Annotated in this window: 20 protein-coding genes; 9 read left to right on the forward strand and 11 right to left on the reverse strand. The window is 65.7% G+C overall.

From position 1 onward, the window contains the following. A complete protein-coding gene (locus ACS5PJ_RS06025) occupies positions 1-2,277 on the reverse strand; it encodes a transglycosylase domain-containing protein (RefSeq protein WP_439433996.1) in 2,277 nt (758 codons plus the stop codon). A 37-nt stretch (positions 2,278-2,314) separates the two neighbouring features. Here ACS5PJ_RS06025 and sp36 point away from each other — a divergent pair, with 37 nt between their 5' ends. From sp36 to ACS5PJ_RS06040, 3 genes are read left to right on the forward strand one after another with little or no spacing between them, the layout of a single operon-like run. Beyond that, entirely contained in the window at positions 2,315-2,470 is a 156-nt protein-coding gene (gene sp36 / locus ACS5PJ_RS06030; protein WP_011693223.1) for a Sp36 family protein, read from the forward strand. Between the two features lie 2 nt (positions 2,471-2,472). Continuing rightward, entirely contained in the window at positions 2,473-3,018 is a 546-nt protein-coding gene (locus ACS5PJ_RS06035) for a RidA family protein (protein WP_439433997.1), read from the forward strand. 15 nt (positions 3,019-3,033) lie between these two features. Further along, positions 3,034-3,945: an NUDIX hydrolase gene (locus ACS5PJ_RS06040; RefSeq protein ID WP_439433998.1), complete on the forward strand. Its 912-nt coding sequence runs from the start codon at positions 3,034-3,036 to the stop codon at positions 3,943-3,945. A gap of 159 nt (positions 3,946-4,104) precedes the next feature. Here ACS5PJ_RS06040 and ACS5PJ_RS06045 read toward each other — a convergent pair whose 3' ends face one another. Beyond that, positions 4,105-4,302 carry a hypothetical protein gene (locus ACS5PJ_RS06045; RefSeq protein ID WP_439433999.1) on the reverse strand — a complete coding sequence of 66 codons (198 nt, stop codon included), beginning with the start codon at positions 4,300-4,302 and terminating at the stop codon, positions 4,105-4,107. A 221-nt stretch (positions 4,303-4,523) separates the two neighbouring features. Then, positions 4,524-5,201, reverse strand: coding sequence for a Crp/Fnr family transcriptional regulator (locus ACS5PJ_RS06050; RefSeq protein ID WP_214961308.1), 678 nt, complete (start codon positions 5,199-5,201; stop codon positions 4,524-4,526). 251 nt (positions 5,202-5,452) lie between these two features. Between ACS5PJ_RS06050 and ACS5PJ_RS06055 the strand changes: the two genes are divergently transcribed. Further along, the gene (locus tag ACS5PJ_RS06055) at positions 5,453-6,637 is read left to right on the forward strand and encodes a MarP family serine protease (protein ID WP_439434000.1); all 1,185 of its coding nucleotides are present in this window, start codon (positions 5,453-5,455) and stop codon (positions 6,635-6,637) included. 6 nt (positions 6,638-6,643) lie between these two features. Here ACS5PJ_RS06055 and aroQ read toward each other — a convergent pair whose 3' ends face one another. The 5 genes from aroQ to ACS5PJ_RS06080 form a co-directional block, all read right to left on the reverse strand. Next, positions 6,644-7,105 (reverse strand): type II 3-dehydroquinate dehydratase, encoded by a 462-nt coding sequence (gene aroQ / locus ACS5PJ_RS06060; protein WP_439434001.1) that lies wholly within the window; start codon positions 7,103-7,105, stop codon positions 6,644-6,646. A 159-nt stretch (positions 7,106-7,264) separates the two neighbouring features. Continuing rightward, the gene (locus tag ACS5PJ_RS06065; protein WP_439434002.1) at positions 7,265-9,514 is read right to left on the reverse strand and encodes an alpha-galactosidase; all 2,250 of its coding nucleotides are present in this window, start codon (positions 9,512-9,514) and stop codon (positions 7,265-7,267) included. 94 nt (positions 9,515-9,608) lie between these two features. Then, a complete protein-coding gene (locus ACS5PJ_RS06070; protein WP_439434003.1) occupies positions 9,609-10,949 on the reverse strand; it encodes an ABC transporter substrate-binding protein in 1,341 nt (446 codons plus the stop codon). Positions 10,950-11,015: 66 nt separating this feature from the next. Beyond that, entirely contained in the window at positions 11,016-11,942 is a 927-nt protein-coding gene (locus tag ACS5PJ_RS06075; RefSeq protein WP_439434004.1) for a carbohydrate ABC transporter permease, read from the reverse strand. Positions 11,943-11,951: 9 nt separating this feature from the next. Next, a complete protein-coding gene (locus ACS5PJ_RS06080; protein WP_439434005.1) occupies positions 11,952-12,893 on the reverse strand; it encodes a carbohydrate ABC transporter permease in 942 nt (313 codons plus the stop codon). 228 nt (positions 12,894-13,121) lie between these two features. Here ACS5PJ_RS06080 and ACS5PJ_RS06085 point away from each other — a divergent pair, with 228 nt between their 5' ends. Further along, positions 13,122-14,324 (forward strand): Gfo/Idh/MocA family protein, encoded by a 1,203-nt coding sequence (locus ACS5PJ_RS06085; RefSeq protein ID WP_439434006.1) that lies wholly within the window; start codon positions 13,122-13,124, stop codon positions 14,322-14,324. Positions 14,325-14,338: 14 nt separating this feature from the next. Then, the gene (locus ACS5PJ_RS06090) at positions 14,339-15,358 is read left to right on the forward strand and encodes a LacI family DNA-binding transcriptional regulator (RefSeq protein WP_439434007.1); all 1,020 of its coding nucleotides are present in this window, start codon (positions 14,339-14,341) and stop codon (positions 15,356-15,358) included. A 41-nt stretch (positions 15,359-15,399) separates the two neighbouring features. Here ACS5PJ_RS06090 and ACS5PJ_RS06095 read toward each other — a convergent pair whose 3' ends face one another. Both ACS5PJ_RS06095 and acs read right to left on the reverse strand, forming a co-directional pair. Then, positions 15,400-16,182, reverse strand: coding sequence for a DeoR/GlpR family DNA-binding transcription regulator (locus ACS5PJ_RS06095; protein ID WP_439434008.1), 783 nt, complete (start codon positions 16,180-16,182; stop codon positions 15,400-15,402). A gap of 235 nt (positions 16,183-16,417) precedes the next feature. Continuing rightward, positions 16,418-18,463, reverse strand: a complete 2,046-nt coding sequence (gene acs / locus ACS5PJ_RS06100; RefSeq protein WP_439434009.1) for an acetate--CoA ligase — start codon at positions 18,461-18,463, stop codon at positions 16,418-16,420. A gap of 315 nt (positions 18,464-18,778) precedes the next feature. Here acs and ACS5PJ_RS06105 point away from each other — a divergent pair, with 315 nt between their 5' ends. Genes ACS5PJ_RS06105 through ACS5PJ_RS06115 form a run of 3 tightly spaced genes read left to right on the forward strand, consistent with a single transcriptional unit; the run spans position 18,779 to position 21,620 of the window. Continuing rightward, the gene (locus tag ACS5PJ_RS06105; RefSeq protein ID WP_439434010.1) at positions 18,779-20,149 is read left to right on the forward strand and encodes a hypothetical protein; all 1,371 of its coding nucleotides are present in this window, start codon (positions 18,779-18,781) and stop codon (positions 20,147-20,149) included. An 8-nt stretch (positions 20,150-20,157) separates the two neighbouring features. Then, complete coding sequence (gene nth, locus ACS5PJ_RS06110) at positions 20,158-20,946, forward strand: endonuclease III (protein ID WP_439434011.1); 789 nt, start codon at positions 20,158-20,160, stop codon at positions 20,944-20,946. After that, positions 20,943-21,620, forward strand: coding sequence for an NUDIX hydrolase (locus ACS5PJ_RS06115; protein ID WP_439434012.1), 678 nt, complete (start codon positions 20,943-20,945; stop codon positions 21,618-21,620). Before nth ends, ACS5PJ_RS06115 begins: the two co-directional genes overlap by 4 nt. 2 nt (positions 21,621-21,622) lie before the next feature. On the opposite strand, the gene ACS5PJ_RS06120 is transcribed toward ACS5PJ_RS06115, so the two are convergent. Further along, the gene (locus tag ACS5PJ_RS06120; protein WP_439434013.1) at positions 21,623-21,820 is read right to left on the reverse strand and encodes a YegP family protein; all 198 of its coding nucleotides are present in this window, start codon (positions 21,818-21,820) and stop codon (positions 21,623-21,625) included. Positions 21,821-21,903: the final 83 nt, after the last annotated feature.

Genomic DNA, 21,903 nt, shown 5'->3' on the forward strand with positions numbered 1-21,903 from the left:
CTAGCCATTGCCGTTTCCGTTGCCGGGCTTGCTGGGCTCGGGTGCAGGCGTTGAGGACTGCGGCGCCGGGGCGGGGGCCTGAGTTGAAGGCGTGGTGGGAGTGGTCCGTGCCGGCGTTCCGTTCACCATGTTGGTGGGCGGTGCAGGGAAGGGGTTCGTCCCGTAGGCGGGTGCAATCTGGGCCATGTACTTGGAGAACATCGGGCCCGCGATCATGTAACCGTCGATCGATTCATACTTCTTGCCGTTGATGGTCAGGTTCCGGCCGGGGCGGAGCTGGTCACCCAGCGGGTCGCCGAACCACGCCGCGGTAGCCACGCCGGTGGTGTAACCCACTACCCAGGTGGAGCCGTTGGTGTCGTTGGTGCCGGTCTTGGCGGCAACGGGGAAGTTGGTCTTGGTGGACAGCCGCGGCTGGATGAGCGCACCGGAGCCGCCGTTCAGCACTTCCTGCATGGCATACGCCACGCCACGGGCCACCTCGGGCTTGACCGCGTCCCGGCAGGAGGAGGACTGGGCGGGAAGCTGGGCGCCCGTCTGGTCAATGACCGACGTGATGGCGATGGGCTCGCAGTATTTGCCGTCGTTGGCAAACGTGGCAAAGGCGGAGGCCATGGTCAGCGGCGCGGTCTGGGTGGAACCGATGAGGTTTCCCAGCGTGGTCATCTTGACCTGCGGGTGGGGATCATTACCGGAGGGCAGGCCGGCGTGGATTCCCACGGCGTCCACGATCTTCTGGATGCCGCAAAGGTCAACCTGTGCTGCCGAGGCAAACGTGGCCGTGTTGATGGAGTTCATCAGGCCATACAGGACCGTCATGTTCCGGTAGTAGCCCTCATCGGAGTTCTGCAGGTCGAAGCTGCCGGAAACCCGCGAGTCATACCAGCCGACTGTGGGGTCCGGACAGGTGTTTTTCCAGGGGAAATTCTGCGGGTACTTGCGCACGGAGGCGTTGATGTTCGTGTTCATGGACTTGCCCTCGTTCAGCCACTCGGCGAACGTGAAGGGCTTCATGGTGGAGCCGGGCTGGAAACCGCCCAGGCCGTTGAGGTCGTTGCCGTCCTTGTCCAGCTTGTCCACATTGAAGTTCTGCGACTGGTTGAACTTGCCCTCCACGGGCAGGAAGGACGTGTTCTGCGCCATGTTCAGGATCTTGCCGCTGTTGGGCTGCACCGAGACGATGGACGCGCCCCAGTTGTCCGGATTGGCGCCGGCGGCCGCATCCGACTCAGCCTGGGCCACCTTCTGGGCGTTAACGTCCAGCGTGGTGGTGATGGTCAGGCCCCCGCGGAACACAGCATTGGTGCGCTCCTCGAGATCCGCGCCGTAAGCCGGGTTATTCAGGAGCAGGTGGAGCACGTAGTCGCAGAAGTACGGTGCCGTGGAGGCGTAGGCGCAGCCCTGGCGCGACGGCGTGACCTTCGGTTCCACCGGGGTGGCCACGGCGGCATCGTGCTCGGCCTGGGTGATCTTTTTCTGGTTAAGCATCAGGCCGAGCACCAGGTCGCGGCGCTGTTTGGCGTTCTCGGGGTTGGTGATGGGGTCGAACGCCGAAGGACTGTTGACCAGGCCTGCCAGCAGGGCGGCCTGCGGCAGCGTCAGGTCCTTGGCAGTGGTGCTGAAGAAGAATTTGGACGCCGCCTCAATGCCGTAGGCGTCGCGGTTGAAGAAGACGATGTTGAGGTATCCCTCAAGGATCTGCTCCTTGCTGAATTCCTTCTCCAGGGCGATGGCGAGCTTCATCTCGCGGAGCTTGTCACCCACACCCTTGTTCACGCCGTTGAGCTTGATGTCCGCGTCCTTGCCCTCGGCAGCGAGGTTGGAGTTGAGGACGTTGTTGACGTACTGCTGGGTGATGGTGGAGGCACCCTGCTTGTTGCCGCGGGCCGTGCTCACGAGGGCACGGAGGATACCCGTGGTGTCCACGCCGCCGTGCTCGTAGAACCTGCTGTCCTCGACCGCAATGATGGCTTTCTTCATGAACGGCGAGATCTGGTCCAGGGAAACCTTGGTCCGGTTTTCCTCGTAGAGGTTGGCGATCAGGCTGCCGTCCGCCGCAAGGATCCGGGTGGACTGGCTGGGCGGGTCAACCTGCAGCTCGGCCGGAAGGGTGTCGAAGAAGTCGATGGAACCGCTCGCCGCGCTGCCGGAAACGGCCGCCGCCGGAACCAGCAGGCCGGCCACCAGGACACCGCAAATAGCGCTCACGCCAAGGAAGCCTAAAATCTTTCCGAGGGTAGTGGCTGTGTCGAAAATGGGGTTCCTGCGAGTCACCATGTTTTCCACTTTACCGGCAAGGACTAGTCTTTCTCTCATGACCAAATGGGAGTACGCCACGATTCCGCTCATTATTCACGCCACAAAGCAGATCCTGGACCAGTGGGGCGAGGACGGCTGGGAGCTCGTCCAAGTAGTCACCGGACCGGACGGCAATGGCCTGGTTGCCTACCTCAAGAGGGAGAAGCAGTAGCAATGAGCACCCCCGCAGAAACCACCTCCGGCGCGGCAAACCTGCCGGATCCGGCCCCCGTTTCAGCCGTCGAGCAGCGCCTCGCCGAGCTGGGCCTGACCCTTCCCGAGGTTGCAGCCCCGGTAGCCGCCTACGTGCCGGCCGTGATCTCCGGCAACCACGTCTACACCTCCGGCCAGCTGCCCTTCGTCAACGGCAGGCTTGAAGCCACCGGCAAGGTCTCCACCGGCACCGAGGGCTACGCCGACGAGCCCACCGTGTCGCCGGAAGACGCCCATCGCTTCGCCGCGATCTGCGCCGTGAACGCCCTCGCGGCCGTGAAAAGCGTCATCGGCGACCTCGACCGGATCACCCGGATCGTCAAGGTTGTGGGATTCGTCTCGTCCGACCCCACCTTCACCGGCCAGCCCGGCGTCATCAACGGTGCCTCCGAGCTTCTGGGCCGCGTTCTGGGTGAGGCAGGGCAGCACGCCCGCTCCGCCGTCGGCGTTTCGGTCCTTCCCCTCGACTCCCCGGTCGAGGTCGAACTGATCGCCGAATTCAGCTAGGACCGGTCGCTTCCTTTGCCTCAGCTCGCCCGACGCCTGTTTGTCCTCCCTGCAGAACTTGAAGGAGCAGCACGAAGCTGGATTGAACACGGTGAGCGGACCCCGCGAGCCGCCCGCTACGCATCTTCGGTGGTGCTTTTGCGGGACTCGCCCACCGGCCTGGAGACCTGGCTCGGTTACCGGCCAGGCTCCTCGCCGCTGGGCGTGCTCGCCTTCCCCGGAGGTTCTTTGGACGCGTCCGACGACGACGCCGTCGGCTGGCTGGGGCCCTCACCCCAGCATTGGGCCGAGCAGATGGGGACAACTGACGTCGGGCTGGCGCGCCGCCACGTGGTGGGCGCCATCCGCGAACTTTTCGAGGAAACCGGGGTGCTCCTGGCAGGCCCGGACATGTCCACCACGGTGGAGGCCACGTCAAGCCACGAGTGGATGCGGGCCCGTGTGGCGGTCGCCGACCAGGAGAAGACGCTCGCCGAGTTGCTCGCCAAGCGAGGCCTGTCGCTGCGGACCGACCTGCTCAAGCCCCTGGTCAACTGGCGCAGCCCGGACTTCGCGCACCGCCGGTTCGATACCCGCTATTTTGCCGCCACGGTGCCCATGAACCAGAAGCCCAGCCTCCTGGAAGGCAAGGGCGTGTGGGGGCGGTGGGTCTGTGCCACTAAGGCCATCGAAGAGCGCGACACCACCAACCTCGGCGATGAAGTGGGCCAGGAGAACACTGTTGGCCTGCCCCTGAGCCAGCTCCTGGTGCCCGGTTCCGAGATCATGCTCGAGAAGATGGCCGCCGCGAATGGCTGCATCGCCTACCTCAGCTACAAACGCAAGCCGCACGTTTACCAGCCGGCGCTCGTTGAAGAGGACGGGAAGCTGATGCTCGAAGTCGAGGCCGCGAAAACCGTCGCCGGCGATCCTCAGCGGGACCGCTAACCCCTGTTACCCTGCTGTCGCCCAGCTCAAACGCTCTGGCACTTCCTGCAGGTCTTCAGGGAACGCTCTTTCACTTCCTGCAGGTTTTTCCCAACGCTCTGGCAGGTCCTGCAGGGAGTTGGCCGACGCTCTTGCGGGTATTGGCGCAACGATCTTTCCCTATGCGCCCGCGATGCGCTTCAACCGGATGGCGGCGTACGGGCGGCTGGGCAGGTTGCCTGCCGTCCAGGACTCGTCGGACGGCTCCACTGGTATTTCGCCGCGTCCGTCGCGGATCATTAGGATCACCGTGCCGATCACGGCCGCCACGGAAGCCGCACCCAAAAGCGCCATCAGGATCACAACTGCCAGGGACATCGTCATGCACCTCTGACTTAACTTTAAGTCCGGGAGCTCGTTCCGGCACCTGCTGTTCCGAAAGTCAAGAAGCCTGGGAGAAAGTGAGAGAGGGGTTGCGGAAAACGTGCAGGGAGTGCCAGAGCGTTTGTGGGGATGCAAAAGGCCCGGGGTCCGGCATCCCCCACGCCGTCAGGGGGACGGTGGGGTGGATGCCGGCCTCGGGCCGGCAGATCAGCTCGTCAGCGGGAGCGCTGGCGCAGGCGCTGCATGTCCAGGATCACGACGGCGCGGGCTTCGAGGCGGAGCCAGCCTCGCTGGACGAATTCCGCAAGTGCCTTGTTGACTGTCTCGCGGGAGGCGCCGACCAGCTGGGCCAGTTCTTCCTGGGTGAGCTCGTGCGCCACCAGGACGCCGTCCGTTGCCGGGCGGCCGAAGCGGTCAGCGAGGTCCAGGAGTGCCTTGGCCACGCGGCCCGGTACGTCGGAGAAGACCAGGTCGGAAAGGGAATCGTTGGTGCGGCGCAGGCGGCGGGCCAGGGCCTGCAGCAGCTGGGCGGAGACCTCGGGGCGGGTCCGGAGGAGGGCGTTGAGGCTCTCGTTCCTCAGGCCGGCGAGGCGGGTTTCGGAAACAGCCGTGGCGGTGGCGGTGCGGGGGCTGGGATCAAAGAGCGCCATTTCGCCGAAGAGTTCGCCCGGGCCCAGGATGGCGAGGAGGGACTCCCTGCCGTCAGGGGAGGTGCGGCCCAGCTTCACCTTGCCGGAGACGATGAAATAGAGCTGGTCCCCCTGGTCGCCTTCGCGGAATACCGATGCGCCGCGGGAAAGGTCCACCTCGGTCAGCTCATCCGTCAGCAGACGGAATGCTTCGTCGTCGAGCGTGGCGAAAAGGGGCGCTCGGCGCAGTACCTCGATGTCCATAAAATCTCCTGATAAAAGTTTCGGCTGTGGCGCTTTTGCCATTGTTTCAGAATTTTGGCGGTTCTGTGACGTACTTGGCAGCCGATTCGCCCTGAAGCACCGGCGAAGGGGCCTATTTGAACCGGGGGAGGGCTCGATCCCACACCGTGCGGGCTCTTGCGTGGGGCTGGGCCCCGGTGCGGCGGGAATCCACAGAATAATGTCAGGCATCGCCACTAGAATTGTGAGTCAACCGTAAATAAGGAGCCTTGGTGTTTGGCTTGACCGTTCTGGACCTGGTGCTGATCCTGGCCCTGCTGTCGTACCTGATCTATGGCCTGCGCAATGGCTTTCTGGTGACCCTGGGCGGAATCGTGGGTTTCGCCGCCGGCGCTCTCGCTGCCTTCTTTGCCGTCCCGCTCGTCAGTGGCTTCGTGGAGGACTCCGGCTGGAGGCTCACCGCGATCGTGGCCGCCGCCGTCGTACTGATGGCCGTGGGGCATGGCCTCGGGACCATGATCGGGCGGAAAATCCGCGGCGCGGTGCGGATCAGGCCGTTGCGCGCAGCGGACCGGCTCATTGGCGGCGCGGCCAATGTGGTGGTCTCGGCACTTGTCATGTCCATGCTGGCTTTCAGCATCAGCTCCCTGGGCGTTCCGTTTGTCTCCCAGCAACTGGCCGACTCCAAGGTCATCCGGTACATCGACGGGCTGACTCCTGTTCCGGTGAAGGCAACCATGGCGCAGCTGCGTTCCACGGTGATCGGCAACGGAATTCCCACACTGATCGAAGGGCTGGACCAGGCCCCGCAGGTTGCAGTGCCCAATGCCAGCACCAATACTGTCGCCCTGAACCGGGCCGGGGAATCGGTCCTGAAGATCGCGGGAACGGCTTATCAGTGCGGCCAGAACCAGACCGGCACCGGCTTTGTGGTTTCGCCGGGGCGGGTTGTCACCAATGCGCATGTGGTGGCGGGCGTGTCGGAGCCGGTTGTGGAGATTGCCGACGGCGGTGCGATGCCCGGGCGGGTGGTCTATTTCGACACCACGCACGACCTCGCTGTGCTGGCGGTTGACGGACTGAGGTCAGAGCCGCTGGAGCTGACTTCGGACCTGCCGGCGGGCAGCCCGGCCGCGTTTGCCGGTTATCCCCACGGTGGCCCGTTCTCAGCGAAACCCGCCACAATCCAGGATATCGCCACGGTTCTGGTGCCCGATATTTATGGGAACAACCCTTCGCCCGAGGACATCTACCGCCTGGCCGGCGACGTCCAGCCGGGAAATTCCGGCGGCCCGCTGCTGACCACGGACGGCCTGGTGGCGGGCGTGATCTTCGCCAAGGCAACATCCGACGCCGAGATGGGGTTCGCCATCACCATGGATGACCTCTACCCGGTGGCCTCCCAGGCTGCCGGCATGAGCGCCCCCGTTTCTTCCGGGCAGTGCATCCAGAAGTAGTCGCCGTTACAGGACCTCGGCCAGGTAATCGATGGCCAGCTTGTAGCCGAAAACGCCCGCTCCCACGATCACCGCGGCACAGACCGGCGACAGGAATGAGTGGTGCCGGAATTCTTCACGCTGGTGCACGTTGGTGATGTGGACCTCGACGGCGGGAAGCTGCACCGCTGCCAGGGCGTCACGCAGGGCAACGGAGGTGTGCGTGAAGGCGCCGGCGTTCAGGACAATGCCGACGGCGGTGCCGCGGGCGGCGTGGATGACGTCAAGCAGGACGCCCTCATGGTTTGACTGGACGCACTCCACCGTAAAGCCGTGGGCCTGAGCCGCTGCGGCCGCCAGTTGTTCCACATCGGCGAGGGTGGACGTGCCGTACTTTTCCGGCTCGCGGGTTCCCAGCAGGTTAAGGTTGGGCCCGTTGATGACCAGGATGGTCCCGCGGCTGTCTTCGTTGGAGATGGCTTCAGTCATGGGTGCAAATCTATCGCCAGAGTTATCGCCACAAGAAACGCGGGGTCACTTCACGCCCGTTGTGGGCCCCTGATTGGGCGTGAAGTGACCCCGCGTTGCCTTGAAAGCGCTGGGTACGGGCGCCTGCGGAGCACCGATGGCTAGATCAGCAAAGGATGGCTAGATTGCCGTGAACCTCAGCAGCAGTGCGTGTTCCGGGTTGAGGATGGGCATCGGCAGGCCCACCTCGGCCAGGAAGCGGCCGCCGGCCACCGCACCGTCGGCGAGCCATGCCGGGGGACGTACCTGGGTGAAGGTGTGGGCGTAGTCGGCGTCACCGGGTGCCGGGAAGATGGCCTCCACCCGGTAGTCCACGTCCGGTTCCAGACCGGGGATGGCGATCCGGCCGGTCTGCTCGGCGAACGAGGTGCGGGTGCTCACCAAGGTAAACAGCGCCGCCGTCGTGCCTGGCAAAGCGGCTGGTCCAGCCGGCCCGGCAGCGGGGGCCACCACGCCGTGCAGCATCAGCGATCCGTCCGCGATGTCCGCACGGACCATGCGCCCGGAGTGGATCAGGTCCCGGTGTTCCTTGTAGAGCCCGATGAAGCGTTTGAGCTGTTCCCGTTCGGCGCCCTGGACCCCGCGGACGTCCCACTCCATGCCGAAGTGCCCGAAGAGAGCGGTGATGGCGCGGAAGGACAGATCGTGTGTGCGGGCCGTGGTGTGCGAGGTGGTGGGGCCGATGTGCCCTCCCACCAGCTCCGGCGGGACCACAATTCCGGTCCAGCGCTGGATGGTCTGCCGTTCCAGGGCATCGTTGCAGTCAGAGGCCCAGATCCGGTCGGTCCGTTCCAGGATGCCCAGGTCCACGCGGGCGCCGCCGGAGGAGCAGCTTTCAATCTCGACGCCGGGGTGGGCCTTCTTGAGTTCGTCGAACAGCCGGTAGGCGGCCAGGGTCTGCTCGTGGACTGAGGACCGTCCGGCGTGGCCGTGCTCCAGCAGGTCCCGGTTCTGGTCCCACTTGAGGTAGCTGATGCTGTTCTCACGCAGCAGGGCATCCACGCGGTCGAAAATGTATTGCCACGCTTCCGGGTTCACCAGGTCGATGATGTGCTGGTTCCGCCATTCAAGCGGCAGCCGCCCGCCGTCCTTGTGCGATGCGGCGGCCGGCCCCGCGATCCATTCGGGGTGTGCACGGGCGATATCGGAGTCCAGGTTGACCATTTCCGGCTCCACCCAGAGTCCGAATTCCATCCCGCGGGAGGTCACAGCCTCGATCAACGGCGTCAGGCCGTCGGGCCAGAGGGATTCGTCCACGTACCAGTCGCCCAGGCCGGCGTGGTCGTCGCGGCGTCCGCGGAACCAGCCGTCGTCGAGTACGAACCGCTCAACGCCGAGCTCCGCGGCGGAGTCGGCAAGCTCGATCAGCGTGGGGAGGTTGTGGTCGAAGTAGACCGCTTCCCAGGTGTTGAGCACCACGGGGCGGGCCTTGCCGCCCGGCAGGCCGGTGGTGCCGGCAGCGGCGCCTGTGCCTGCTGCCGCGGGCAGGACGTGGTGCGGGCGCGACCGGAACCAGCTGTAGAACGCCTCACTGACGCCGTCCAGGCCGCGGTCCGAGTAAGCGGCGAACAGTGCCGGGGTGGTGTAGCTTGCGCCGGGTTCGAGGATGACCTCCGCCGGGCCCAGGAGTTCGGAGCCGCCGATCATGGTGCGGCCATCGCCGATGCTGTCCGCGAACTGTTCGTGGTTGCCGCTCCAGGCCAGGTGCGTGGCCCAGACCTTCCCGTGGCGGTTGCCGAAGCCGGCGGTGCCGGCGGCGAAGAGCAGCGAGGAGTCGTGCCCGGTGCGGCCGTGCCGTCCGGTGCGGACCCAGGTGCCCTGCTGGATGGCGCGGCGCTGCGGGTGGTTTTCCCGGCACCAGCGGCCGGTCAGGTCAAGGAGTTCGGTGGCGTCCGGTGCCACCGGGAGGACCGTCGCCAGTTCGTCGAGCTGGTAGGGCGTGGTGCCGTCGTTGGTGAGGGTGTGCCGCAGCTCCAGCAGGCCGCCGTCGTGCAGGGTGAGGGAGGACGAAACGGTGACGCCGGCGTCGGGGTCGGACTGGACAATAACAGCGGAACGGCCGACGGCGGTGCCGCCTTTGGTGCCGGCTGTCACCGTGCGGAGGCGGGCCGAGAAGTCCAGGCCGGAGACGCCGTCGGCGATCCGGTGGCCGCGGAGGCCGGGGCGGCCGCGCCAGCTCGAGGAGGCCTGCGGCAGAAGACCGGCGGGAACTGTGGCGTCGATGGCGGAGTGCGGTACGGGTTCGCCGAGGATGGCGAGGTCCGGCAGGGTGCTGCCAAGGTCCGCGCCCCAGTGGATAACCTCGGCCTCCCCGCTGTCGAAGCTGATCACCAGGCTGGTTCCGGCGGAACGGAGGTGGAGGGGGTCCATAAGTACTGTCCTTCTAAGGGGTGGGAGTCAGAAAATGAGGCTGCGCGCCGCGGGAACACGACGCCCGCGGCGCGCAGCCGGTAAAGCGGGTGGCTTACTTGAAGAGGGCGTTGACCTGTTCGTTGGCCTTGGTCAGGGAGCTGGCGGGCGCCTTTCCGGAGACCACGGCGTCCATGGCGGGCTCCATGATGCCCTTGACCTTGGCGGTGTTGTCCGTGATGGGGTACAGGAACGTGGTCTTGTTCTTGACGTGCTCGGTGAAGGCGCTGACATCCACGCCCTTGGCCTTGAATGCTGCGGCAGCCTTGTCGGAAGAGGCCTTCAGTGCGGGGAAGACAACGGCCTTCGAGGCCACAACGTCCTGGCACGCGGCCGAGGCGAGGTACTCAACCCACTTGATGGACGCGTCCTTCTTCTTTGTTCCGGCCCAGATCGAGTCGGCCAGGCCGTTGAACATGGAGGCGCGCTTGCCCTCCGGGCCCACCGGGGTGGGAGCGATGCCCACCTCGATGCCCTTGTAACCGGTGTACTGGCCGGTCATCCAGGAACCGTGGGCGTTGATGGCGGACTTGCCAGCTGCGAAGGTGTCGGCCATTGCCGCGCCGACGGTGGTCTCCAGCTTGGGCATGTAGCCCTTCCCGGCCAGGCCCGCGAACCACTCCATGCTCTCCTGGAACTTGGGGTCATCATAGTTGTAGTGCGTGCCCCACGGGTTCTTGTCCGTGTGGGACCAGCCGGTGGTGTTGGTGAGGTAGCTCCACTCGGTCTGGCCCGAGGAGTCGCCGCCGCCGTTCAGGCCCAGGCCGTAGACCGCAACGTTGTTCTTGTCGAACCCGGCCTCGTCACCGCGCTTTCCGCTCTTGTCCACGGTCAGGTGGGCGATGACCTTCTCGTATGTTCCGCCATCTTCCGGGTTCCAGCTGAGGGTCTTCATCTGGTCCTCGGTGACGCCGGCGCTGGCGAGCATGGCCTTGTTGTAGAACAGGCCGATGGTGTCCCAGTCCTTGGGCAGGCCGTAGCGCTTGCCGTCCTGGCCCACCCAGAGGTCCGCGAGGCCCTCGTTGTAGGCGGTGAGGTCCACGTTGTCTTTCTTGACGGCGTCGTCAATGGCCAGCAGCTGCTTGTTCTTGGCCAGCTCGCCGTAGCGGCCCAGGTGGTTGGTGAAGACGTCCGGGGCGGTGCCGCCCACGAAGCCGTTGGTGAGGGTGCTCCAGTAGTCATCCCAGCCGCGCTGGGTGATCTTCACCTTGATGTCCGGGTTGGCCTTGGTGAAGTCATCGGCGCACTGCTGGTAGGCGGGGAGCTGGTTGGCGTCCCACAGCCAGTAGCTGATCTCGCCCTTGGTGGCTTCGGCGGAGGATGATGCGCCGCTGCAGGCGGAGAGGGAGAGGGCCACAGCTGCGGCGACGGCGACGGCGCCGAGGGTTTTCTTCATGGTGTTCTTTCCGTTCGGGGTGGGGTTTCTTCGGGTGGGGTTTCTGTACGGGTAGGGCGGGAGCGCTTATTTGATGCCGGAGAAGCCGATGGAGTTGACGATCTTCTTGCCGAAGGCGGCGAAGAGGACCAGGACGGGGAGGGCGGAAACCAGGACGGCTGCCATGAGGCCGGACCAGTCGGGGGCTCCCTGGGGGGACTGCGATTTGAAGACGCCGAGGCCCACCTGCAGGACACGGACGTCATCCTGGGAACCGACGAGCAACGGCCAGAAGTATTCGTTCCACTGGCCGATGAACGTCAGCAGCGCCAGTGTGGCCAGGGGTGCCGCGGCGTTGGGGAGCACGATCTGGAAGAAGATGCGCAGGTGCTTGGCGCCGTCGAGCATGGCTGCTTCTTCGACCTCACGGGACATGTTCAGGAAGAACTGGCGCAGGAAGAAGATGGCGAACGGGGTCATGAACAGGTACGGCAACACCATGCCAAGCATCGTGTTGAGCAGGTCCAGGTTCTTGATCAGCAGGAAGTTCGGCAGTGCCGTGAAAATCGGCGGGACCAGCATGGTGCCGAGGAACAGGCTGAACACCACGTTCCGGCCCTTCCAGCGCAGCCGGGCAAAGGCGTAGGCAGCCATCGCGCTGAAGAACACGGCCCCGGCAGTGGTGATGGAGGAGAAGATGATGGAGTTCCGCAGGTAGAGCCAGAAGTCGATGGCGGCACCGGAACCGCCTTCCGCGACGGCGTCGGCCGGGCTCTGCAGCCCGAACACCCGCATAAAGGCGCCGAAGGTGAAGTCGGCCGGAAGCAGGCTGGCCGACTGGGTGGCCAGGGCGCTGTTGGTGGACAGGGCCGTCCGCAGCACCCAGAGGAACGGGACAACGGAGACCGCGATGGCCAGGGCGAGGAGCGCCCAGGCACCCGCGCGGCGGGGGTTGAACGGACGACGGCGGCGGGTTGCGGCCGGCAGCGGTGCGCGGCTGGTGGTGGTGGTCATGCGGGGCTCCTAGTCCAGGTCCGACTCGTTGCCCTTGAGGAACTTCATCTGGATGAAGGCCACGAGAGCGAGGATGAGGAAGAGAATGACGGCGATCGCCGATCCGTAGCCGAAGTCCGACTCGGTGAAGGCGCGCTGGTAGATGTAGTACTGGATGACGCGGGTTGCGTTGACCGGGCCACCCTGGGTTGTCACCGCGACGGAGTCGAAAACCTGGAAGGAGCCGATCACCGTCACCACCAGCACCATGACCAGGACCGGGCGCAGCAGCGGGATGGTGATTTTGCTGAAGGTCTGGAACGGTGAGGCGCCGTCCAGTTTGGCCACCTCGTAGACGTGGCCCGGAATTGCCTGCAGGCCGGCGAAGATGAGAAGCGCGGTATAGCCCATGTGGCGCCACGTGTTGATGAGGGCCTGCGTGGGGATGGCCCACTCCTCGCTGCCGAAGAACGCGACGCGGGGGAGGCCGGCCCACTCGATGAACTGGTTCACCACACCGATCTGGTAGTCCAGCATCCAGAACCACAGCAGGGCCGCGATGACGTTGGACATCAGGTAGGGCAGGAGCAGGGCGCCCCGGATAAGCGTGGACTTGGCAACCTGGTACATCAGGAGTGCCAGGCCAAGGGCCAGCGCTGTCTGGAGGACGATGTTGAGGAAGACGTACTGGCCTGTCACGGCCAGGGAATTCCAGAACAGCGGGTCCTTGGCGATGGCCGTGTAATTGTCCATCCCCACCCATTCCGGGTCTCCGAGGATGTTGTACTCGGTGAAGCTCAGGTACACGCCGCGGATGGTGGGAACAACGTAGAAGAAGATGAAGCCGATCATGGCCGGGGCGATGAAGAACAGTGCGATCTTGAGGTCGCCGAGCCGGCGGAAACCGCCGCGCGGTGCGGGAGCCCCGGATTTGAGCGGGGCAGTTCTCGTGTGTTTGGCAAGGGTGGTCATCTTCGACCCTTCCTGACTGTGATGGAGGTAACAACTGGAAAGAAATCTACACGAGTAGATTGATGAGGGCAAGGGCTAATTTTTACCAATGTCCGCAACGTTTTCTCCAGTGATTTGTCTATTGACTCGTGTAGATTCCGGTGAAACACTGGGAGCCTTGACGGACAGCGCTTGCCCGGACCAGTGCCAGAGCCTGCATGATTCCGCAGCCCCACGGAAAGAGAGACAATGACGTTTTCACTCGGCGTAGTAGGAGTCGGGCAGTTCGGCGGCCAGTTCGCCCACCTCTTCAATCTCCACCCAGGCGTCAGCGCCGTTTATGTGGTGGACGAGCTGCCGGAACGTGCGGCGGAAGCCGTGGAGCGCCACCACCTGGCAGGGTCAATGGCGGGCTTCGAGGACCTCCTGGCCTCCGACGTCGACGCCGTTGCCATCTTCACCCAGCGCTGGACGCACGGTCCGCTGGTGGAGCAGGCCCTCCGCGCGGGCAAGCACGTCTACTCGGCCGTACCCATGGCTGTCTCCGAGGAGGAGATCGCCCGCATCATCGACGCCGTCCGGGAAACCGGGCTCGTCTACATGATGGGGGAGACCAGTTACTACAACCCCGCCACGGTTTATGCCCGCAGGCAGCTTTCCGCCGGCAAGTTCGGCCGGAACTTCTACTCCGAGGGCGACTACGTCCACGACATGGACCTGGGCTTCTACGACGCCTACCAGTACAGCGGTGGTGATCGCTGGAAGGAAACGGCCAGCTACCCGCCCATGCTGTACCCCACGCACGCCGTGGGGGGCGTGCTGGGAGCCATTCCCGCCCACGCCGTCAGTGTCAGCTGCGTCGGAGTCAAGGATGACCGCAACGACGGCGTCTTCGACAAGGACATCAGCATGTTCGGCAATGATTTCTCCAACGCCACGGCTCTCTTCGAACTCAACGACGGCGGCGTGATGCGCACCAACGAGATGCGCCGGGTGGGCTATCCATCGCACATCCGGGAGTCGCGGTTCAGGTTTTTCGGAACCGAGGCCAGCTTCGAACAGCTCGCCAAAGTCACTGTCTGGCAGGACAAGGAAAACGTCCATGACATCTCCGAACAGTTCGAAACCCGTCCCAGCATGTCCCTTGATGACCCGTCGCTGGCCAACGTGGCACCGGAGCTGAGGGACGCTTTCGTCTCCGGGCTCTCTCCCGTCCATGACGCGGAACGGCTTCCGGCTGAGTTCCGCGGCGCACCCAACGGACACGAGGGCAGCCACCACTTCCTGGTGGACGACTTCGTCACGGCGGTCAACGCCGGCACGCTGCCTCCGGTCAACGCCTGGGTTGCCGCCCGCTTCACGCTGCCCGGCATCGTGGCGCACGCGTCCGCCATCCGGGGCGGGGAGCGGCTGCCCATCCGCGACTTTGGCGACGCCCCGGCGAACCGCTAGCTAGCATGTACACCATGACGACTCCAGTAGTGCAGGCCCCGCGCGGCCCGGTGACCCGCAAGGATGTTGCCCGGTATGCCGGCGTCAGCACCGCCGTCGTCAGTTATGTGGTGAACGGCGGGCCCAAAAAGGTGGCGCCGGCCACCGAAGCGAAGGTCCAGGACGCCATCCGCGTCCTGGGTTACCGCCCCAACGCGGCGGCGAGGGCGCTCAAGCTCGGGTCCAGCGAGACCATTGGGCTGGTCATCCCCGACAACAGCAACCCCTTCTTCTCCTTTTTTGCCCATGCCGTGGAGGATGCGGCCGCCGAACTGGGCTACGCCCTGGTGCTGAGCAACTCGGACGGGAACCTGGCCAAGGAGCGGCGCAACATCCGCAACCTTGCTGCCCGGCAGGTGGACGGTGTGCTGTTGGCCAGTGTCCTTTTCGAACCGGATCTGGAGTCGCTGGAGACGGCGGACATACCGTCGGTCCTGCTGAACCAGGAGCGCGACGCCCCCGGCTTCAACAGCATCGGCGTGGACCTTGCCGCCGGCGCCCGCATGGCCGTAGAGCACCTGATCGGACACGGCCACACCAACATCGGCCTGGCCATGGGCACCAACGTTTCCAGCAGCACTGACGGGCGTGAACTCGGCTGGCGGGAGGCATTGCAGGCCGCGGGACTGCCGGAAGGCCCCATCGCGTACAGCGACTTCACCCGGCCCGGCGGTTACAGTGCCGGGCAGCGCCTGCTCGCCTCAGTCAACCGGCCCACGGCGATTTTCGCCAGCTCGGACATGCAGGCGATCGGCCTGCTGCGGGCGGTCCACGAAGCCGGCCTTGCCGTGCCCGGTGAAATCGCCGTCGCGTCCTTCGACGGTTCCCTGGAGGCCGAGTATTCGTGGCCGCCCCTGACCACGGTTGAGCAGCCCGTGGCCGAGATGGCGGAGGCCGCCGTGGCTGCCCTGGTGGGCGCCGGCCGCGGCGAAAAGCCCCGGCACCGGATCTTCCCCACGAAACTTCACATCCGCCAGTCCTGCGGCTGCCCCTGAACCAGAGGGCCTATCAACCCCGGACGCCGCTGTTCGCTGCCTTAGCCTGCGATGCGGAGCCGGGTCCTCTCGCCCAGGAGGCGCCGGGCTTCAGCGCCCAGGCCCGCGTCGCTGATGACTTCATCTGCTGCTTCCAGGGCGGCGATGGTGCTGATGCCCAGCGTGCCCCACTTTGTGTGGTCGGCGAGGACCACCACTTTCCTCGCGGCGGAGACAAACGCCCGGTCCGTCTCGGCCTCCAGCAGGTTCGGCGTGGTGAATCCGGCGTCGGCATCCATCCCATGCACCCCCAGGAACAGCACGTCCAGGTGCAGCTGCTTCAGCGCCGCCGTCGCGATGGGGCCCACCAGGGCGTCCGACGGCGTGCGTTCGCCGCCGATCAGGATCACGGTGGATGCGAAGCGGGCTGAGCCGGCCGACGCGCCGTGGTGGAAAAGGTCGGCGATGCGTACGGAGTTGGTCACCACGGTGATGCGCGGACCGTTGACGAGTTCCTTGGCAAGGGCCCAGGTGGTGGTTCCGGCGCTCAGGCCCACCGCCATGCCCTCCTGGACCAGGCCGGCCGCCTCGAGGGCGATGGCCCGTTTCTCCGCGGTCAACTGGGTGGACTTGAGTTCGAAGCCGGGCTCATGCGTGCTCGCATCGCCGGGAAGCTTAGCGCCGCCGTGGATGCGCTCCAGCCGGCCGCCTTCCTCCAGCAGCTCAATGTCGCGGCGCACCGTCATGAGGGAAACCCCCAGCTGCTGCGCCAGGTCCGAAACCCGAACCACCCGCTCCCGCTGGACAGCCTCAACAATGGCCTGATGTCGAGCGGCAGGAAGCATCGGGGCGGGTCCTTCCAGGCAGGCGACGGGGCTGGGTCCAGTCTATGCGCGCACCACCGCTGACGAGTGGCAGCCATCCTCTGTGTGCTAGCTCCCAATTCATACGTCAACGGCGCCACCCACTGTGGTGGAAAGCGCCGTTGACGAGGAGTGGGGGTTTTGCGGAAGCGTGCGTCAGAAGCGAGGAACGAGCTAGCACGCGGAGCATGACTCCCGCTCCTCGCCCGCCGAGCGCTTACTTACGCAGGGACGCCGCGATCTGGGCCATGACGGTGTTGTCGGCCAGGGTGGTGGCGTCGCCGGGGTCGCGTCCTTCGGCGACGTCCTTGAGGAGCCGCCGCATGATCTTGCCGGAACGGGTCTTGGGTAGTTCCGGGACCACGAGGATGGTCTTCGGCTTGGCGATCGGGCCGATTTCCTTAGCGACGTGGTTGCGGAGTTCCTGGACGATTGCGTCGCCGGTGTCCACGGCGTCCCCGCGGAGGATGACGAAGGCGACGACGGACTGGCCGGTGGTTTCATCCGCGGCGCCGACCACTGCTGCTTCGGCGACGGTGGGGTGGGAGACCAGGGCTGATTCGATCTCCGTGGTGGAGAGCCGGTGGCCGGAGACGTTCATGACGTCGTCCACCCGGCCCAGGAGCCAGATGTCGCCGTCCTCGTCCTTTTTGGCGCCGTCGCCGGCGAAGTACATGGTCTCGAACCGGGACCAGTAGGTTTCCTTGAACCGTTCCGGGTCGCCCCAGATGCCGCGGAGCATGGCGGGCCAGGGTTCACGGATCACCAGGAACCCGCCGTGGCCGTTCGGTACGGACTCGCCCATCTCGTCCACGACGTCCACGGCGATGCCGGGCAGCGGGGTCTGGGCAGAGCCGGGCTTGGTGGCGGTCACGCCGGGGAGCGGTGCGATCATCTGGGCGCCGGTTTCGGTCTGCCACCAGGTGTCCACGATCGGGGCGGGGTGTTCCTTCTTCTCGCCGTTCTTGCCCGCGTTGGCGCCGATGACGTTCCGGTACCACATCCAGGCTTCGGGGTTAATGGATTCACCCACGGATCCGAGGACCCGGATCGAGGACAGATCGTACTTGTCCGGGATGTCCCGGCCCCACTTCATGAAGGTACGGATGGCGGTGGGGGCGGTGTAGAGGATGGAGACCTTGTACTTCTCGATGATCTCCCACCAGCGGCCCTGGTGCGGGGAGTCCGGGGTGCCCTCGTACATGACCTGGGTGGCGCCGTTGATGAGCGGCGCGTAGGCGACGTAGGAGTGGCCGGTGACCCAGCCGACGTCGGCCGTGCACCAGTACACGTCCGTCTCAGGGTGGAGGTCAAAGACTGCCTTGTGGGTGTAGGCGCCCTGGGTGAGGTACCCGCCGGTGGTGTGCAGGATGCCCTTGGGCTTGCCGGTGGTCCCGGAGGTGTAGAGGATGAACAGCGGGTGCTCGGAGTCATGCCCGACGGCGGTGTGCTGGGCGGATGCCTGCCCGACGGTGTCGTCCCACCAGTGGTCCCGGCCATCGTGCCAGTCCACGTGCTGGCCGTTGCGCTTGACCACCACGACGTTCTGGACCGTGTGCCCGCTGCCGTCCCCCACGTGCGAGAGTGCGTCGTCCACTGCGGTCTTCAGGGCGCTGGGCTTGCCGCGCCGGTAGGTGCCGTCGGCCGTAACCACGAGCTTGGCCCCGGCATCATCGATCCTGGACCGGAGGGCCTCGGCGGAGAACCCGCCGAACACCACGGAGTGCACCGCGCCGATCCGGGCGCAGGCCAGCAGTGTGATGACGGCCTCCGGGATCATGGGCAGGTAGACGGCCACCCGGTCGCCCTTGGCGACGCCGAGGGACTCGAAAGCGTTGGCCGCCTTCTTCACCTCTTCGGTGAGCTGGGCGTAGGTGTAGGTGCGGGTGTCCCCGGGTTCGCCTTCGAAGTAGATGGCCACCCGGTCCCCGAGGCCGTTCTCAACATGCCGGTCCAAAGCGTTGTAGGCCGCGTTGACCTCACCACCGACGAACCACTTGGCGAACGGCGGGTTGGACCAGTCAAGGGTCGTCTCGAAATCCTTGGACCAGGTCAGCAGTTCCCGGGCCTGCCTGGCCCAAAAAGCCGGACGGTCAGCCTCGGCCTCAGCGTAATCGGCTGCGGTGACAACGGCGTCGGCAGCGAATTCCGGGGTAGGGGCAAAAGCGCGGTTTTCCTGAAGCAGGTTTTCAAAAGCGTCGCCCTGCTGGTCACCCTGCAGGGCGACGGTGGATGCCGTGGCGGCGGAGCTGTTCTGGGACATGCTGAACCTCATCATTCATCGATCTTTACGGCGGCTCTGCCGTTACCGGACCGTGCCCGCCACCCACGCGGCAGGCACAGCCCGTCACGGACATTCCGCGAAGAGCTGTTCCGAAATCAACCCTAATACTTCAACGGTGCCAGTGTGTGTGCGGTGTCACACATGTGCCCTGAGCGGCATTTAATTAGCGGTGAATGGTTGCCGGGGGCCGTTCGCAGGGTCCCCGCCGCCGCCGATCAGCTAGTGATCGGCCATGCTGTTGGCTAGGCTGAGTTGGAATTGTGACTTCCACGGAGCCACGCTAAGGAGAACAGAATGAACCAGCAAAGCTTCGGCCAGAAACTTGGCAACGCAGCGAGGTCCAGGTCCGGTGCCACCTCCGGAGACGGGGCAACAACAGGAGGGCAGCGGCCTGCGCGGGTCAAGCCCGGCACCACCAACCAGGCCGTTCTGGGCCACTTCACCGCCAGGGACCTGACGGTTTTCGCCGCCACACTGATTCTTTTGGTGGCCTCGCTGCTGCCGGTCTTCTTTGGCCGGTTCAACCTGTGGAACGCGGGCAGCCTGTTCTTCCTGGGCCTCGGGATCCTGCTGCCCCTCATAGTGACGGCTTTGTTCGTTGCCCGCCGCCTCGCCCCCGCCACAAAGGTCCGCATCGGGTCGCTCTCTGTTGACCAGTTCGCCTCCGTGGTGGCCTCTTTTGCGCTGGCGTTCTTCTTTGTCTCGGCGGCTGCGGCATATGTCCCCAGCCTTCTGGTTGGCCTGGTGGGCTCGGCTGTCCTGTTCGCAGCGACCGTGCTGGGCCGGTTCATTCCGTATTTCGCCGGCGACTTCCTGGGCCGCGACGAGACCCCGTCCCACATTGTGGCGCGTGACGCCGCGGCTCCGCTGCCGAGGCCGCACACCCCCAAGGAGGCCAAGCCTGCCGAGGGCGCTGCGGAAACCCGGCCGGGCGTTTCCGACGAATCGCGGACCGCTGTGCGCGCTGCCGGTGCGTCCGCGGCGGGGGCAACCGCCGCGGCAGCTGCCCCCGCCGCGGTCTCCTCCGCCCCTGAGGTCAACGATTGGACCGCAGCAGGCGACCCCAGCCCTGCAACGCAGGCGTCCGACGTCGTCCCCTCGTCCTCACCGTCCCCTGCACCTTCACCGGCAGCCCCTTCACCGGCAGCCCCCTCAGCGGCGGCCGCCTCCCCGGCCGCCGAACCTGCGGCCGCCCAGGAGACGATGGCCGCCGACGTTCCGGTTGTTGCAGCCGCAGCTGCCGCCAGCACCCCTGCCACCGCGGGAGGCCCGGGCCGTATGGACCACAACGACCAGGTGAACCAGGGCGACGGCGTGGCGACCGCCGCTGCCTCCGCGCGCCGGCCTGCGGCGGAGCCGGCCCCGACGGCCGTTCACCAGCAGGTGTCGCCCCAGCAGGTGCGGAATGCAGAGCCCATCGGCGCCACCGTGGATCCGGCCAGCCGGCCGGAGGAAACCGACGAACATCCTGCGCACGAAGCATTCTGGTTCGCTGTGGCCCAGCACCGGACAGCCGTGGATCCCCGGACGGGCGCGCCTGCCTTTGTCATCGAACCGGGCGGCTGGGTGTTGGCCTTGGAGGACCGGGGGCACGAATTCCTTGTCCAGCACACGGACGGCCGGGTAGGCGTGCTCCGCGACCTCAGCAACATCGAGCGCGGCTAGCCTCCACGATGGCCACAGCCGAGTCCTTGCTGGCCTTGAAGCGCCGGGCGCGGAGGATCAACAGGGTTTTGGCGGAGAAGTACCCCTACGCCCACGCGGAGCTGGATTTCCGGAACCCTTTCGAACTGCTGGTTGCCACGGTCCTGTCAGCACAGACCACGGACGTCACTGTCAACGCCATCACCCCGCACCTGTTTTCGCGGTTCCCGGACGCCCGGCACCTGGCGGAGGCCGACCCCGCGGAGGTGGAGGCCATCATCAAGCCCACGGGGTTCTTCCGGGCCAAAACCCGGAACCTGCTGGCGCTCGCGACGCGCCTGGTGGACGAGTTCGACGGCGTGGTTCCTGGCCGGCTCGATGATCTGGTGACCCTGCCGGGGGTGGGACGCAAGACCGCCAACGTGGTTCTGGGCAACGCTTTCGGCATCCCCGGGATCACCGTGGACACCCATTTCGGCCGGCTGGCGCGGCGCTTCGGCTGGACCGAATCCGAGGACCCGGTGCAGATCGAGTCCGATGTCGCCGAACTGTTCGAACCCAGGGACTGGACCATGCTCTCCCATCGGGTGGTGTTCCACGGCCGGCGGGTGTGCCATTCCCGGAAGCCCGCATGCGGGGCATGCCCGGTGGCCAACTGGTGCCCCAGCTTCGGGCTCGGGGAAACCGATCCGGTGAAAGCCGCGAAGCTGTTGAAGTATGAACTGGCCCCCGGCAGCGAGCCCCTCCTGGAGCGTTTGCTCGCCGAAACCCACCGGGCGGCTGAAATCCGGATGGAATCCCAAAGGCGGCTCCCGTGAGCGCACGCCAGGACCTGATTCAGCTGGTGCAAAGATCAGAAAGCGGCGACGTCACTGCCCCCAACACCCTCTGGGCGGCGCTGACCGTGGACGAGGCCATCGCCCGCAAGGCTGCCGTCCTGATGCTTTTCGGCGTGCTGGACGATATTCCGGCTGCTTCCGACGAGCCTCTCGCAGCGGCGGATCTTGACGTCCTGCTGCTGGAACGCGCGCACACGTTGGGCTCACACCCTGGCCAGGTCGCTTTTCCCGGCGGGACCATCGATGCGGACGAGACGCCGATTGCCGCGGCCCTGCGGGAAGCCGAGGAGGAAACCGGCCTCGACTCAGCCGGGGTGGAGGTTCTTGGCACCCTCCAGGAGCTTGGGCTCGCCCGCAGCAACTTCCTGGTGACGCCGGTGCTCGGGTGGTGGGCATCGCCGTCGCCCGTGCGCGTGGTCGACTACGGCGAATCCGCGCAGGTCTTCCGGATCCCGGTCCGTGACCTGCTGGACCCGGCCAACCGGGTGACCGCTACCGTGAGCCGGGACGGCAAAACATACAGCAGTCCGGGCTTCGCGGTCAGCGGCGTCCTCGTCTGGGGTTTCACCGGAATTATCCTGGACGGCCTCTTCGAGCAGTTGGGCTGGTCCGTACCGTGGGACCGGACCCGCGTGCACCGGGTGGCGTTCTAGCGTCAGTTCGACTGCGGCTGCTGGCGAAGATCCACCACAATCCCCGTGGCCGCGTTTTCACGCAAGGCCCTGATCCCGTCTTTCAGTGCCGCGAGATGCTTGTAATCAGGTGATATCGCCACGGTGTTCCCCTGAGAGTCTGTAAGCCTCAGCCGGTAACACCCGTTGCTTACACGATGAATTTCGAATTTGCCCGCCATCTACCGGACCTCCCCTGCTTATGCGTCTTTGCACTTGTAGCTGCGCCGTCTGCATCAGTCGCTCCCTTGAGAGTAACCTCGCC

It is taken from the genome of Pseudarthrobacter cremeus (genome assembly GCF_051857465.1).
Classification (GTDB): domain Bacteria; phylum Actinomycetota; class Actinomycetes; order Actinomycetales; family Micrococcaceae; genus Arthrobacter.